Here is a 14,680-nt window from a genome sequence, read left to right on the forward strand (position 1 = left end):
GGAAACACAGAAGAGAGACAGTAATGGAGTATTCGGGCGTGCCTGAAACATCGAAGCGCGTGCGCGAGCTGCACGCCCGGATGACACTGGAAGAGAAGCTTGCCCAGCTGGTCGGCTATTGGGTCGACCAGGGCGACGACATCGTTGCACCGATGCAGGGCGAGATGGCGAGTACCGGCAAGTACTCGGATGCGACGACGCACGGCCTCGGGCACCTGACCCGTGTGTACGGAACCCGTCCGGTCGAACCGACCGAGCGCGCGGGGTGGCTGTGGGCGGAGCAGAGGCGCTTGCGCGAGGAGACCAGACTCGGGATCCCCGCCCTCGTCCACGAGGAGTGCCTCACCGGCCTCGCCGCATGGCAGGCGGCAACCTTCCCAACGCCGCTGGCGTGGGGCGCCGCATTCGACCCGGACCTGGTCGAGGAGATGGGCGCGCTCATCGGACAGTCGATGCGTGAGCTCGGCATCCACCAGGGGCTCGCCCCCGTCCTCGACGTCATTCGCGACGCCCGGTGGGGGCGCGTGGACGAGTGCATCGCCGAAGACCCGTACGTTGTCGGTACCATCGCGACGGCGTACGTTCGCGGCCTGCAGTCCGAGGGCGTGCACGCCACGCTCAAGCACTTCGTCGGCTATTCCGCATCGCAGAGCGGGCGCAATCACGCACCGGTGCATGCCGGACGGCGCGAGATCGCAGACGTCCTGCTCCCTCCCTTCGAGATGGCCGTGCTCGACGGCGGCGTGCGTTCGGTCATGAACTCATACGCCGAAATCGACGGTATCCCCGTTGCTGCCGACGAGTCCTACCTCACCGACGTGCTTCGCGGGCAGTGGGGCTTCGACGGAGTCGTCGTCTCCGACTACTTCTCGGTTGCATTCCTCCAGGTGATGCACGCCGTCGCCGAAGACCTCGGCCACGCGGCGGAGATCGCCCTGAAGGCCGGTATCGACGTCGAACTTCCGACGGGGGATGCCTTCCTCGAGCCGCTTGCCGAGCGCATCAGGAGCGGCGTCACCGATGTCGCAATCGTGGACCGCGCTGTGTTGCGGCTGCTGTCGCAGAAGGAAGAGCTCGGGCTCCTCGATGAGACCTTCGATTCGCCTCCAGAGGCCGTCGACCTGGACTCACCGGCTCACCGCGACGTTGCTCGGAGGCTTGCCGAGGAATCGCTAGTTCTCCTCACCAACGACGGAACGCTTCCCCTGGGCCGCGGAGCCGACGCACCGAAGCGCATTGCCCTCATCGGGCCGAACGCAGCGTCCTCCGAAGCGCTCATGGGTTGCTACTCCTTCGCAAACCACGTCCTCGCACACCATCCCGAGGTTCCCCTCGGGTTTGAGATCCCCACCCTCGCCGAGGCACTCGGTGTCGAGTTGGGCGGGAGCGACATCGTCCTGGCGCGCGGTTGTGACGTCGAAGGCAGAGACACATCGGCGATCGACGAGGCCGTTGAGGCCGCACGCAGAGCCGAGGTCGCTGTGGTCGTCGCCGGGGACCGCGCCGGTCTGTTCGGTCGAGGAACCGTCGGTGAAGGCAACGACGTGGAGAGCCTCGAGCTCCCCGGCGTGCAGCGCGAGCTGATCGAACGCGTGGTCGCGACAGGGACCCCCGTGGTTCTCGTGCTGCTCACCGGTCGCCCGTACGCGATCGACTGGGCGGTGAGTGGAACGACGGCCCCACGTGCCGTGGTTCAGGCGTTCTTCCCCGGAGAAGAGGGCGCTGGCGCGATTGCCGGTGTGCTCAGCGGGCGCGTCGTGCCCTCCGGGCGGCTGCCCGTTTCTCTTCCCCGTTCCGCCGGCGCGCAGCCGTACTCCTACCTCCACCCGATTCTGGGTGGCCCGTCGGAGATCACGAGCGCATCGAGCGCACCGGTGCTGCCGTTCGGCCACGGGTTGTCGTACACCTCGTTCGAACACAGCCAGCTCACCGTTGGCGCGCCAACCGTCGCCGCTGGCGGTACTTTCACCGCTCGGGTCGTCGTGCGGAACACGGGCGACGTCGAGGGGGCGGATGTCGTACAGCTCTATGCGCGGGATGTGCACGGGAGCGTCACCCGCCCGGTCGCACAGCTGCTCGGCTACTCCCGGGTCGTCCTCAAGCCGGGAGAAGCAGTCAGTGTCGAGTTCCAGGTGCCGACGGCACGGCTCGCGTTCTCGGACGCGAAGATGCAGCGGATCGTCGAACCGGGTGCCGTGGAACTCTGGGTCGGGCCGTCCTGCGACACGCGCGAAACCGAGGCTCGACTGGAAATCACGGGGGACAAGGCGCTCGTGACAACGGCATCCCCGCGCTACGTCCAGGTTGAGGTCGCAGCCCTCGCCCTCGCGGCTACCGTGGGCTGAATCTGCCTTCTTTCCCACCCACGCCCGGCGAAGCACAGCGTGGGTGGGAAAGTCAACGGTTGCGTGCGCCGCGCGCAAAAGGGCTGTGCAGGGCATGATTAACCAATGTCAGAGATACACGCAGACCCCGCGGCGAAACGCGTCACCAGCCGTTGGCCATACATCTCGGGCGGAATCGCCCTGGCCCTCGGTGTCGTCCTCGCGTTCCTCATCGCGCAGCGCGGCAACACACTGCCCTTCGAGCTTGACTCCGAGTGGAGCGAGGAAGTGTTCGAGGAGCGCCTGCCGTTCCTCGACTGGCTGTCGTATGGCATGAACTGGATCGGCGGCGGGATCTTCGGAACCTACATCCTTCCGATACTCATCGTGATCGTGTTGCTGCTCATCAAGCGTCCGTGGTCATCGCTGTTCTTCGCCGTCGCGTCGCTCGTGAGCGTTGGCGTCGCCCAACTGCTCAAGAGCCTCGTTGGTCGCGCACGACCCGAGGAGATGCTCGTGACGAGCGACTTCGGTTCATTCCCCTCGGGGCACGTGGCCAACGCTGCGACCATGGCCGTCGCGCTCGGGATCATCTTCCCGCGGGTCTGGGTCTGGGCCGCCGGCGCCATCTGGGTGGCGCTCATGATGTTCTCCAGAACCTATCTCGGCGTGCACTGGCTCACGGACACCGTCGGCGGCGCGCTGCTCGGCGCCGGCGTTGTGCTGATCCTCTGGGCGCCGTTCGCGTCGCGAATCTCCGGTGAACCGAGAGGCAAGAAATCGGCGGCGGTGCCTGACAGCAAGGAACCGGTTCTGTGACCGAGGCCGCGGACCACGCGACTTCGGCGGCGGATGCCGCTGGCGTTCTCGTTCGGTCGGCGTCGGGGCTCGATGACTATGCGGCAATCGCCAGCCTCTTCGACGAGACCTGGGGGCGCGGCACCGGTCCCGAACCCTCATTCATTCAGGCCGTTGCCCACGCGGGCAACACGGTCCTGATCGCCTCTCGCGACGACGAAGTGGTCGGGGCGCTTCTCGGTGTGCTGGGCTGGGACGATGGACTCCACGTGCACTCGCACTCCACAGCGGTGCGGCCATCGGCACGAGGGGGAGTGGGCTTTGCCCTCAAGCTGGCGCAGCGGGCGCTCGCACTCGAGCACGGGGTCACCGAAGTGCGCTGGACGTTCGACCCGCTGATCCGCCGCAACGCGCACCTCAACCTGGAGAAGCTCGGGGCGACGGTGCGGGCGTACCTCCCCGACTTCTACGGCGTGCTCGATGACGCAATCTCCGGAACGGACTCGACCGACCGCTTCGAGGTGAGCTGGCAGCTCGACTCCCTCCAGGTCGCCCAGGCCATTGACCGGGCGCTCACCGGTGCGCCTGGGCCGCAACCCGACCTCGGCACTGCTGCAACGGGCATCCGCCTGGAACTGCATCCCGATTATGAGGCGCTTCGACAGAGCGACCCGGATGCCGCGGCAGAGCTGCGGGCCGCGTCGCGCGCGGTCTTCGAGCCGGCGTTCGCCGAGGGGCTCACCGTGACGTTCGAGGACGGCGGCTACATTTTCACGCCGCCGACCGAGGTTCAGCGCACCCCGGAGCCCTGAGCCTCGAAACCGGTGGCCGTGATGTGCCCTGACGCAACCCCTGTGGCGTTGACGGCTACGTGGGTAATGTCGGGGCTGAATCGAAGGAGATCACCTATGGAATTTCGCACTCTCGGCCGATCCGGCGCTGTCGTCTCGGCGCAGGCTCTCGGCACTATGACGTTCGGCGCAGAAGCAGACGAGGAAACCTCTGGAGAGATCCTCACGGCGTTCACCGAGCGCGGGGGCACGTTCGTGGACACGGCCGACGTCTACTCGGCTGGCGTCTCAGAAGAGATCATCGGGCGATGGCTCAGCACGCACCCCACCGAGGCGGCACAGATTGTGCTGGCGACCAAGGGACGTTTCCCCATGGGCGACGGGCCCAACGATGTCGGCCTCTCTCGCCGTCACCTGCGGGCGGCGCTCGACGCGTCACTCACACGACTCCAGGTGGACCACATCGATCTCTACCAAATGCACGCCTGGGACGCCCTGACGCCGATCGACGAGACGCTGCGCTTTCTCGACGATGCCGTCACTGCCGGCAAGATTTCCTACTACGGCTTCTCGAACTACCTGGGCTGGCAGCTGACCAAAGCGGTGCACACGGCATCCGCATCGGGATTCACGGCGCCGGTCACGCTTCAGCCGCAATACAACCTGCTCGTGCGCGATATCGAACACGAAGTTGTGCCCGCTGCGCTCGATGCGGGGATCGGACTGCTGCCGTGGTCGCCGCTCGCCGGTGGCTGGCTGAGCGGCAAGTACGAGCGGGACGTCCCGCCAACCGGATCGACGAGGCTCGGCGAGAACCCGGAGCGCGGAATGGAGGCCTGGGAGGCGCGGAACGCGAGCGAGCGCACCTGGCGGGTCCTCGATGCGGTGGCCGCGATCGCCGAGGCCCACTCCGTGAGTGCGTCACAGGTGTCCCTCGCGTGGCTCGGGGCGCAGCCCGCCGTTACGTCGGTCATCCTCGGTGCGCGCACCGTCAAGCAGCTGAACGACAACATGGCAGCGGTCGACCTCGAGCTCAGCGCTGAGGAGCTTGACCGGTTGACGGATGCCAGCGCGCCAGTGATGGACGATTACCCGTATGGCACAGCCGGCGTGAAGCAGCGGAACCGGCCGGTCGCCGGTGGCCGATAGCGCGTCGCGCGGGCGGCGCGAGCGGTAGTCTCGGCGGATGAAGGTCAGATCGATCACCCTCCACCGCGTCGGGATGCCGCTCGTGCGCCCGTTTGAAACCAGCTTCGGCCGCGAGAGTGCACGTGACGTGTTGCTCGTTCACCTCGAAACCGACACCGGCGATGGCTGGGGCGAGTGCGTGGCCGGCTCGGCTCCCGGCTACAGCTCCGAGTACGTGGACGGGTGCGCGCACGTGATCGAACATCACCTCGCTCCGCGTCTGTTTGCCGCGGATGATGTGGTGGCCAGCGACCTCGGGCGGCTGCTGTCCGGGGTCGTGGGCCACCGCATGGCCAAGGCGGCGCTCGAGGCGGCCGTCCTCGATGCCGAATTGCGGGCATCCGGGGTCAGCTTCGCGAGTTATCTGGGCGCGGTTCGGTCGGAGGTCGACTGCGGGGTCTCGGTCGGCATCAGCACCTCGATCGACGCGCTGCTCGACGAAGTGCAGGGCTACGTCGATGCCGGGTACCTGCGGATCAAACTCAAAATCAAGCCGGGCTGGGATCTCGAGCCTGTGCGTCGTGTTCGTGACCTGATCGGTGCGGATGCCGCGCTGCAGGTCGACGCCAACACGGCATACGTACGGGACGACATCCCGCGCTTGAAGGAACTCGATGCCGCGAACCTGCTCCTCATCGAGCAGCCGTTCGACGAGGAGGACATCGCCTCGCACGTCGCCCTGGCCGAGGCCATTGAGACACCGGTCTGCCTCGACGAATCAGTGGTGTCCGTCGGCGTCGCCATCGACGCGATCGAGCGCGGGGCGACGTCGGTGGTCAACATCAAACCGGGGCGGGTCGGTGGCTACCTCCCGGCCGTCGCCATCCACGATGCGTGCGTCGAACGCGACATCCCGGTCTGGTGTGGTGGGATGCTCGAGACCGGCATCGGCCGCGCGATGAACGTCGCGCTCGCGGCCCTGCCCGGGTTCACGCTCCCGGGCGACACCAGTGCGTCTGACCGTTATTACCGCGAAGACATCACCGAGCCCTTCGTGCTCTCGAACGGGCGGCTCGCGGTGCCGACCGGGCCAGGGTCGGGAGTGAGCGTGCGTACCGACCTCGTTCGCGAACTGGAACTCGTGCCCACACGGGTGATCACCCGGTAGCGTCACCGCCGCCGGGTAGCATCGCGCAACGCAAGCTTGCCTTTTGTGCAAACTTGCACCGTCTGCAAGAGTATTCGGATGAGTACCGAGAATCCTGACCTGCGTGAGAACAAGCGCAACGTAATGCTTGTGTTCATCGGCCTCATGGTCACGATGCTCCTGGCGTCCCTCGACCAGACCATCTTCAGCACCGCGCTGCCGACCATCGTCGGCGAGCTCAACGGTGTCGATCACATGCTCTGGGTCACAACGGCGTACATCCTCGCCACGACGATCGTGATGCCCGTCTACGGGAAACTCGGAGACCTCGTCGGTCGCAAGGGGCTCTTCATCGCGGCGATCGGCCTCTTCATCGCCGGCTCCGTCATCGGCGGCCTCGCCGGCGACATGGGCTGGCTCATCGCCGGTCGCGCCGTGCAGGGCCTCGGTGGCGGTGGACTCATGATCCTGTCGCAGGCAATAATCGCCGACGTCGTTCCCGCTCGTGAGCGCGGCAAGTACATGGGGGTCATGGGCGGGGTCTTCGCCCTCTCCTCGATCGCCGGGCCGCTGCTCGGTGGCTGGTTCACCGAGGGCATCGGCTGGCGCTGGGCATTCTGGATGAACCTCCCGCTCGGTGGTCTCGCCATCCTCGCCGCCGTTCTGTTCCTCCGTCTGCCGAAGAACGAGAACGGCAAGCCGCGGCTCGACGTCGCCGGGATGATCCTCCTCGCGATCGCGTCGACCTGCCTCGTGCTTGTCACCACCTGGGGCGGAAACACCTACGAGTGGGACTCGCTCATCATCATCTCGCTCATCGTCGGTGGAGTTCTCACCGCCGTCGGGTTCGTGGTCGTCGAGCGCAGGGCCGTCGAGCCGATCATGCCGCTGCACCTGTTCGCCGAGCGCAACTTCAACCTCACGACGATCGCCGGCCTCATCATCGGTATCGCGATGTTCGGTGCGCTCGCCTACATCCCGACCTACCTGCAGATGGTCAGCGGCGTCAACGCGACCCAGGCCGGCTACCTGATGATCCCGATGCTTGCCGCGCTCCTCGTTGCGTCGATCGGATCGGGCTTCCTGATCACGAAGTACGGTCGTTACAAGTGGATGCCGATCCTCGGTACCCTCATCGTCGCGGTCTCGCTCGTTCTGCTCTCCACCATGACTCCTGACATGGAGATCTGGGTGCTCTGCAGTTACCTGGCCATCATGGGCTTCGGTCTCGGGCTCAGCATGCAGGTGCTCGTGCTCGTCGTGCAGAACACGTTCCCCGCGTCAGAGGTCGGCACCGCGACGGCCTCGAATAACTACTTCCGCGAGATCGGAGCCTCGCTCGGCTCCGCGATCGTTGGCAGCCTGTTCGTCGCCCGCCTCACCGACCTTTTGGCCGAGCGGATGCCGGGGGCTGCCGGTTCTCCGGAGACCGACACCAATTCGTTCACCCCGACGATGGTCAAGGAGCTTCCCGGCCCGGTCAAGGACATCGTGGTCGGTGCATACAACGACTCACTCACGCCGGTGTTCCTCTACATGACGCCGCTGATCCTGGTCGCGGCGGTGCTGCTCTGCTTCGTCAAGGAAGTGCCGCTCGCAACGACGATCGTGCAGGAGGGCATGACCCCGACCGACACGCCGGATACCCCGGCCGGTGACGCCCCGGTCGGTGCTACCCCGGTCGACGCCGGTGCGGTCGACGTGGATTCGGTCAGCGCCAGCAAGACTCGTGGAGACGAATCGCCCGCCACCCGCTGACCCGCTCTCGACGAACGGCCCTTCCTCCTTCCAGAGGGAGGGCCTTCGTCGTGCGTGCGGGGCCCGACCGAAGCCCGGTTCACTCGTCCCGGACAAGATCACTCGTCATGCCGGGTGTTCTCGACCGGGGCGAGTGATCTTGAGCCGCTGTTGAGCCGCAGTCGGGTCATTGTCGAGCGGGCGAGCCTTGACACCCGCGCCCGCGGTCTCGAGACTCGGTGATACAACGTTGTAATAAGGAGGGTTCGTGACCGCAGGTCCTGTCGCCCCGCTCGCTGGCGACCGAACGAAACTCGACCCGCTCCCGTTCGACGCCGTGACCTTCACCGGCGACGGCATGCTTACCGCCTGGCAGCGAACCAACGCCGACTCCACGCTCGCTCACTGTGTGTCGCAACTGGAGGCATCCGGTGCCCTCGACAACCTGCGCATCGCCGCCGGCCGCATCACCGGCGACTTCCGTGGATTCCAGTTCGCTGACTCTGACGTCTACAAGGTGCTCGAGGCGATCGGCTGGGAGGCGGGCCGCCGCGACGTCAGCGCGTTCAACGGGTTCGTGAACGACACAATCGAGATGCTCGAGGCAGCGCAGGACGGCGACGGATACCTCGACTCGCACGTGCAGATCACCCAGCCGGGTGACAAGTTCGCCGAGCTTCGCTGGAGTCACGAGCTGTACTGCCTCGGCCACCTCCTGCAGGCCGGTGTCGCCTGGGCTCGAACGACTTCTCGCCGCGACCTCCTCGAGATCGGGCTCCGATTCGCCTCCCTCGTCGACGACACCCTCGGTGATGGGCACACGGATGCCGTCGACGGCCACCCCGAAATCGAAACGGCCCTCGTGGAGGTGTACCGCCTCACCGGTGAGAAGCGCTGGCTGAACCTCGCCCAGCGCATGATCGACCTCCGCGGTCACCAGCTGGTCGGGTCTGACCCCTTCGGGTTCGAGTACTTCCAGGACCACGCTCCCGTCCGCGAGGTCGACGGGGCGGCGGGGCACGCTGTGCGGCAGCTCTACCTTGCCGCCGGGGTCGCGGACGCCTACGTCGAAAACGGGGACGACGAACTTCTCGCGGCGCTCGAGCGGATCTGGACCGACATGACCGGTCGCAAGATGTACATCTCAGGCGGCGTCGGCTCACGGCACCGCGACGAGGCGTTCGGCGATCCGTTCGAGCTGCCACCCGACCGTGCATATGCGGAAACCTGCGCCGCGATCGCAAGCGTCATGTTCAACTGGCGGATGCTGTTGATCACCGGAGAAGGACGCTTTGCCGATGAGACGGAGCGCGCGCTGTACAACGCTGTCGCGACATCGACCAGTCCCGACGGCTGCACCTTCTTCTACTCGAACCCGCTGCAGGTGCGGACGGAGCGCGGGGGAGCCCACGCGCAAGCACCCGCCCGCCGGGTCGGCTGGTATGCCTGCGCCTGTTGCCCGCCGAACCTCGCGCGGCTGATCGCGTCGCTGCACTCGTACGCGGCGACAACGGCGGACGGCGGGCTGCAGCTGCACCTCTACGAGTCGGGCACGGTGCGGCTCGGGGCCGTCGGCGGCGACGCGACGACGGCGACGATCACGACGGGATACCCGTTCGACGGCGGCATCCGCGTCGAGTTCGACGCGCCCTTCTCCGGCGGTGAGCTGTCGCTGCGGATCCCCGGCTGGGCCGAGTCGTTCACCCTCGCCGTGGATGGGGTGCTGACGCACGCGACGGAAACCGATGGCTACCTGCGGGTCGCCGGTGACGGCATCCGTTCGCTCGACCTGACCCTGGATATGCCTGTCGTCGTGCACCAGCCGCACCCGCTCATCGACGCGGTGAGGGGCTGTGTTGCCGTGACGCGGGGGCCTGTGGTGTACGCCGTCGAGCAGAGTGACCTGCCGGACGACCTCGCGATCGAGGACCTCGTCATCGACCCTGCCGCTGGCGGCACCCTCGGTGCTGTTGACCCCGTGCTCGGGATGCCGCTGGTCACGCTGCGGGGCAGTCGGCGGAGCGACGTGCCCGGCGACCCGTACCCGGAGTGGCGTGACGGACCCTCCGGCGTGACCGGCAGAATGGACGTGTCGGCGGTGCCGTACGCGCGCTGGGGCAATCGTGGCCCCGGCGGCATGCGGGTCTGGCTGCCGGCGAGCTAGCGAAAGGGCACTGTGTCTCTGGAAATGTCTGCCGAAATCGGAACCAACTGGTCAGCGAACCACGCCTACCGGGCCAGGCGCATCGAGGCGCCGTCGAGCGTCGAAGACGTGCAGCGGCTGGTCGCAGACGCGACGGCGGTGCGTGCTCTCGGCACGCGGCACTCGTTCAACCCGATCGCGGATTCGGCAGACCTTCTGCTGTCGACGTCGAACCTCGTCTTCGCGCCGCACATCCAGGAGCATGAACGGCTCGTGACGGTCGGGGCGGGAATGCGGTACGGGGAGCTTGCCGGCGAACTGCAGCGACAAGGGTGGGCCCTGGCCAACCTCGCATCCCTTCCGCACATCTCCGTTGGCGGCGCGATCGCTACGGGAACCCACGGATCAGGCAACGGCGTGCGGTCGCTCGCTGGATCCGTCGCTGCGGTGGAAATCGTCACGGCGAGCGGTGACGTCGTTCAACTGCGCCGCGGCGACGCTGACTTCGACGGTGCCGTGGTGAGCCTCGGCGCACTCGGCGTCATGACCAGGGTTGCACTCGACATCGAGCCGACCTACGACATCGAGCAGACAGTGTTCGAGCGACTGCCGTTCGATGCCGCCACCTCGAACTTCGACGCCATCACGGGCGCCGCGTACAGCGTCTCCCTTTTCACGACCTGGCGGAACCCCGACGTCATCGACCAGGTCTGGCTGAAGCGTCGCCCGGATGTCGACGCCGCTCCTCCCGCCGACCTGTTCGGTGCGGTGCCCGCGCCGGCCGACCGGCATCCGCTGCCCGGAATCTCCGCCGTCAACTGCACGGCGCAGATGGGCGTGCCCGGTGCGTGGCTTGACCGCCTGCCGCACTTCCGGCTGGACTTCACGCCGTCGAACGGTGAAGAACTGCAGTCCGAGTTCCTCGTGCCGCGTCGTAACGCTGTCGCGGCGCTCGCCGCCGTGCGCGGGCTGGCCGATAAGATCGCGCCGCTCCTCCAGGTGTGCGAGGTGCGGACGATCGCCGCGGACACGCTGTGGCTGAGTTCCGCGTTCGAGACGGATGCCGTTGGGCTTCACTTCACCTGGTTCAAGAAGCAGGCCGAGGTGGAGGCATTTCTGCCCGAGCTTGAGGCCGCGCTCGCGCCGTTCGACGCGCGACCGCACTGGGGCAAGGTCTTCACTGCCGGCCGTGAGTCGCTCGAGCGCCTCTACCCGCGGATTGACGACTTCAGGGCGCTCGCCGCGCGGCTCGACCCCGATCGTGTGTTCGTCAACGAGTTCCTCGAGCAGAAGCTGCTTCCCGCGGGTTAAGTCCTCGCCACCCGAGCGTTTCGGGAGGAAAATCGTGGTGCCGAAGCCCTATTCGGGGACGGTCCCCACGTTTTTCCGCCCGAAGCAGAGGTGCCGGCCCGCGCGTCCCACCCGGGCACAGGCGCTGGCTGTGGCACACCCGCGCGTTTCGGGAGGAAAATCGTGGTGCCGAAGCCCTATTCGGAGACGGCCCCCACGTTTCTCCTCCCGAAGCAGAGCTAGGCTCACTGCATGAGCGACGCCACCGACCAGCCAGCCCAGCCCGCCGAGCCGCTGGGCGCAGAACGAGCGGCCGAAACACTCGCCGAGACGCAAGCCAACGCCCAGGCCGAGGCGGATGCCGCGCTGCACCGGATCGAGGACGCCGCTTCTGAAGCGAAGCGCGCGGCCGAGGCGCAGGCCGCCGAGGCGCTCGCCCGCGCCTCGGCGGACGGCGACCGCGCGGCGGTCGCTGCACGGTCCGCTGCTTCGGCTGCCACAGCCGCCAAGGAACAGGCAACGGATGCCGCGTCAAACGCGGCATCCGCGGCATCCGCCGACGCACAGGCCGCAGCCGACGAGACCACGGCGATCGCGCGAGACGCTGCCGAGGAATCGGCGGCGGCAGCGGCGCTCCCGCGCCCGCACCACGGCGGCTGACGGATCAGCGCCCGAGCGACGCTTCCGCGATGGCACCGATCCTGAGGGTGCGTCGTTCGGCTTCAGCGTCACCGTCGTCAGCGGCCCAGGTCGCGCTCAACGCCGTCCACGCCACTGTCCACTCAAGGAGGCTCCTCTCCGGGATGCCAGCGAGCTCCGAAATGAGACTCACCCGTCGATCGAACCGAGACTCCGCAATGTCCGGAGTCGGGTTGCACAGAATGTTCGTGTAGTCGAAGACCCGGTTGCCCACGACGTACTTGGGGTCGATCGCGAGCCAGCCCGAATCACCGAAGTCGAGCACGTTGTCGTGGTGAAGATCGCCGTGAAGCACCACGAGCTCGGACAGGTCACTCCCGCCGGAGATGAGGCGCCTGGCGAGTTCTACCGAGCGCCCGTAGAAGCCCCCGGTTCCGGCCTTCAGGAACAGCGAACGGAACCACACGTCGAGCGGAATCAATCCGTCCGGCCGGTCATCGAACTTCCGGCGGGACACGGAGTGGAGCCGCTCAGCGACCGAGCACAGCACGCGCGTCGCACGGTCGTCGTCACCACCGACCGCGACGTCGACGAGTGACGAACCACCCCACGCGAGCACCGCTGCCGTGTCGTCGTGCTCGAACACGCGGGCCGCTCCCGTGCCGTCCCACCAGGCGAGGAGCCGGCATCCGTTCGCTTCCTCCTCGATCCGGGCGACCTTGAGCATGGCGCGCTCTCCGCGCCTCCGCACGGGCTGGAGGTGTGACGATGGTGTGCTGAACGCGGGTCCCAGCGGTTCCAGCGCCCAGCGGGTGAGCACCTCATCGACGGATGCCGCGCGCCAGCTGGTCATCCCGCCACCCTATCGAGGTGGTCACACCGGTGCAGCGTGACCGCTGTCGGGCCCGAGCATGGTGTGCGTAGAATCGGCACCGTGATGACGATCCGACCGTACCGCCCCGCCGACAGGGCCGATATCTACGATGTCTGCGTGCGCACCGGCAGGACCGGCCTCGACGCCACGGGACTGTACTCCAGCGATGACCTGCTGCCCGACATCTACGCACTGCCCTACGTCGACGGCGAACCAGAACTGGCCTTCGTCGTCGACAACGGAGAGCGCGTGGTCGGTTACGTCATCGCGACCGCCGACACCCGCGATTTCGCGCTGTGGTTCGCGGAGACCTGGTGGCCGACCGTGGAACCGAAGTACGCCGGCGCTGCTCCTGCTGAGGCACAGGTGATCGAGGGCGCCGGGAATCCTGGGCGCATGCTCATCGACGAGGTGGATGAGTACCCGGCGCACCTGCACATCGACCTCCTCCCCGAAGCGCAAGGGCAGGGACTCGGCCGACAGCTGGTCGACACGCTTCGGTCCGCCCTCGCCGAACGCGGCATCCCCGGCCTGCATCTCACGATGGGCGCGGACAACGCGAACGCCGGGGCCTTCTACGAGCGGCTGGGTTTCACCAGGCTCGCCTCGAGTACCCCGTCAGCGACGACGTACGGCATGCCGATTTCTGTTCCGGCGGATGCCAGTGGTCAGGGAAACCTGATCGGTCGACGCTCGAACCAGTAGAGCATCTCCGGGCGCGTGGTCTGGAGTTCATCGAGCGTGACCGGGTGATCGATGTGCTCAACGGGCACGGCACTCAACTGAGCGGCGATGCGGTTGATGCTGTTGCGGGTCCAGTACTCCCCGCGCATGCGGAGAACGGGCTTTCCGGACGGGTTCAGGACGAACATCTGCAGTCGCGACTGTGACGCCATGGTGCGGTGCATCTCGAGCATGATCACGCGTTCGATATCTGAGATGTTCGTGCGGGTCACCCCGCCGAAGAAGCGGACCTCGAACAGTGAGGTGGGAGTTGCCGTGATGCTCACCCGGGTATATCGGTACCCGGCAATGAGAACGGCGACGAGCACGGCGAACTGGGCGGCACCGACCCAGCCCCAGGTTCCCGCTGGAATCGTCAGCCAGTACAGCACGATCATGATCGGGACACTGAGCGCCAACAGGGCGATAATGCCCTGCGCCAGAAGACTTCGGCGAACTCTGACCGTCACCCCGGTCATATCTGTTGTCGCCGTCATTGTCTCCGCGTCCCCCGGGAGTAAGTCTCTCCTGTCGGGTGCTGCAACACTATCCACTCTTTGGGGGACACCCGGGGGGCTTTGCGAAGAGGCGCCGCGTTCTGCTAGCGAGCCTTCGCAGGTGCCCGATTCGCGAATCGACACCGTGGGGAAATGCAGAAATCGCCCGTCCTGGCGGGCGGGCGATTCTGTGTGTCTGGCGGAGAATGGGGGATTCGAACCCCCGAGGGCGTTAACCCAACACGCTTTCCAAGCGTGCGCCATAGGCCACTAGGCGAATTCTCCTTAGCCGGTGTCATCGCCGCAGCGAATCAACCTCAGCTATCCTATCGTGCCTTGAGGCGGCATCCGACCGCGTGTGGCTCAAGCGGCAAACAACTCAGCCCAATGTCTGTAGAATGGGTGACGGCTCCTCGCGTGGCGCCATCCAGGCCAACTCCCCCAGGACGGAAACGTAGCAAGGGTAACCGGGCTCTGGCGGGTGCGCGAGGGGTCTTTTCTCGTTAACGGGTCCGTCGGGTAACCGGGACGGCGCCACTCGCCGAGGTGCGCGAGGGGTCTTTTCTCTTTAACGGGTCCGTCGGGTAAC

Annotated in this window: 12 protein-coding genes, 1 tRNA gene and 1 other RNA gene; 11 read left to right on the forward strand and 3 right to left on the reverse strand. The window is 66.7% G+C overall.

Translation table 11 applies throughout. The features are described 5' to 3' along the window. The first annotated feature begins 23 nt into the window (after positions 1-23). The 9 genes from AC1C2N_RS01750 (at position 24) to AC1C2N_RS01790 (ending at position 12,018) form a co-directional block, all read left to right on the forward strand. Positions 24-2,345, forward strand: a complete 2,322-nt coding sequence (locus AC1C2N_RS01750) for a beta-xylosidase/alpha-l-arabinosidase (RefSeq protein ID WP_483405310.1) — start codon at positions 24-26, stop codon at positions 2,343-2,345. Positions 2,346-2,450: 105 nt separating this feature from the next. Then, positions 2,451-3,143, forward strand: a complete 693-nt coding sequence (locus AC1C2N_RS01755) for a phosphatase PAP2 family protein (RefSeq protein ID WP_483405311.1) — start codon at positions 2,451-2,453, stop codon at positions 3,141-3,143. Then, complete coding sequence (locus tag AC1C2N_RS01760) at positions 3,140-3,934, forward strand: GNAT family N-acetyltransferase (protein ID WP_483405312.1); 795 nt, start codon at positions 3,140-3,142, stop codon at positions 3,932-3,934. The genes AC1C2N_RS01755 and AC1C2N_RS01760 overlap by 4 nt, the downstream gene beginning before the upstream one ends. Before the next feature lie 96 nt (positions 3,935-4,030). Beyond that, positions 4,031-5,062 (forward strand): aldo/keto reductase, encoded by a 1,032-nt coding sequence (locus AC1C2N_RS01765; RefSeq protein WP_483405313.1) that lies wholly within the window; start codon positions 4,031-4,033, stop codon positions 5,060-5,062. A 37-nt stretch (positions 5,063-5,099) separates the two neighbouring features. Continuing rightward, a complete protein-coding gene (gene menC / locus AC1C2N_RS01770) occupies positions 5,100-6,209 on the forward strand; it encodes an o-succinylbenzoate synthase (protein ID WP_495432623.1) in 1,110 nt (369 codons plus the stop codon). 78 nt (positions 6,210-6,287) lie between these two features. Further along, positions 6,288-7,946: an MDR family MFS transporter gene (locus tag AC1C2N_RS01775; protein ID WP_495432624.1), complete on the forward strand. Its 1,659-nt coding sequence runs from the start codon at positions 6,288-6,290 to the stop codon at positions 7,944-7,946. 247 nt (positions 7,947-8,193) lie between these two features. Continuing rightward, positions 8,194-10,089: a glycoside hydrolase family 127 protein gene (locus AC1C2N_RS01780; protein WP_495432625.1), complete on the forward strand. Its 1,896-nt coding sequence runs from the start codon at positions 8,194-8,196 to the stop codon at positions 10,087-10,089. A 24-nt stretch (positions 10,090-10,113) separates the two neighbouring features. Beyond that, the gene (locus AC1C2N_RS01785; RefSeq protein ID WP_495432626.1) at positions 10,114-11,379 is read left to right on the forward strand and encodes a D-arabinono-1,4-lactone oxidase; all 1,266 of its coding nucleotides are present in this window, start codon (positions 10,114-10,116) and stop codon (positions 11,377-11,379) included. Positions 11,380-11,610: 231 nt separating this feature from the next. Then, on the forward strand, positions 11,611-12,018 hold the full coding sequence (locus AC1C2N_RS01790) for a hypothetical protein (RefSeq protein ID WP_495432627.1): 408 nt from the start codon (positions 11,611-11,613) through the stop codon (positions 12,016-12,018). A 4-nt stretch (positions 12,019-12,022) separates the two neighbouring features. On the opposite strand, the gene AC1C2N_RS01795 is transcribed toward AC1C2N_RS01790, so the two are convergent. Further along, the gene (locus AC1C2N_RS01795) at positions 12,023-12,850 is read right to left on the reverse strand and encodes an aminoglycoside phosphotransferase family protein (RefSeq protein ID WP_495432628.1); all 828 of its coding nucleotides are present in this window, start codon (positions 12,848-12,850) and stop codon (positions 12,023-12,025) included. 84 nt (positions 12,851-12,934) lie between these two features. On the opposite strand from AC1C2N_RS01795, the gene AC1C2N_RS01800 reads away from it, so the two are divergent. Continuing rightward, positions 12,935-13,576 carry a GNAT family N-acetyltransferase gene (locus tag AC1C2N_RS01800; protein WP_495433069.1) on the forward strand — a complete coding sequence of 214 codons (642 nt, stop codon included), beginning with the start codon at positions 12,935-12,937 and terminating at the stop codon, positions 13,574-13,576. On the opposite strand, the gene AC1C2N_RS01805 is transcribed toward AC1C2N_RS01800, so the two are convergent. Continuing rightward, on the reverse strand, positions 13,540-14,091 hold the full coding sequence (locus AC1C2N_RS01805; protein ID WP_483405319.1) for a hypothetical protein: 552 nt from the start codon (positions 14,089-14,091) through the stop codon (positions 13,540-13,542). The two genes, AC1C2N_RS01800 and AC1C2N_RS01805, sit on opposite strands and share 37 nt — an antisense overlap. 197 nt (positions 14,092-14,288) lie before the next feature. Then, positions 14,289-14,376, reverse strand: a tRNA-Ser gene (locus AC1C2N_RS01810). A 119-nt stretch (positions 14,377-14,495) separates the two neighbouring features. Here AC1C2N_RS01810 and ffs point away from each other — a divergent pair. Continuing rightward, positions 14,496-14,592: signal recognition particle sRNA small type (gene ffs / locus AC1C2N_RS01815), an RNA gene on the forward strand. Positions 14,593-14,680 lie beyond the last annotated feature (88 nt).

The sequence above is a fragment of the Mycetocola sp. Y791 genome, assembly GCF_059445325.1.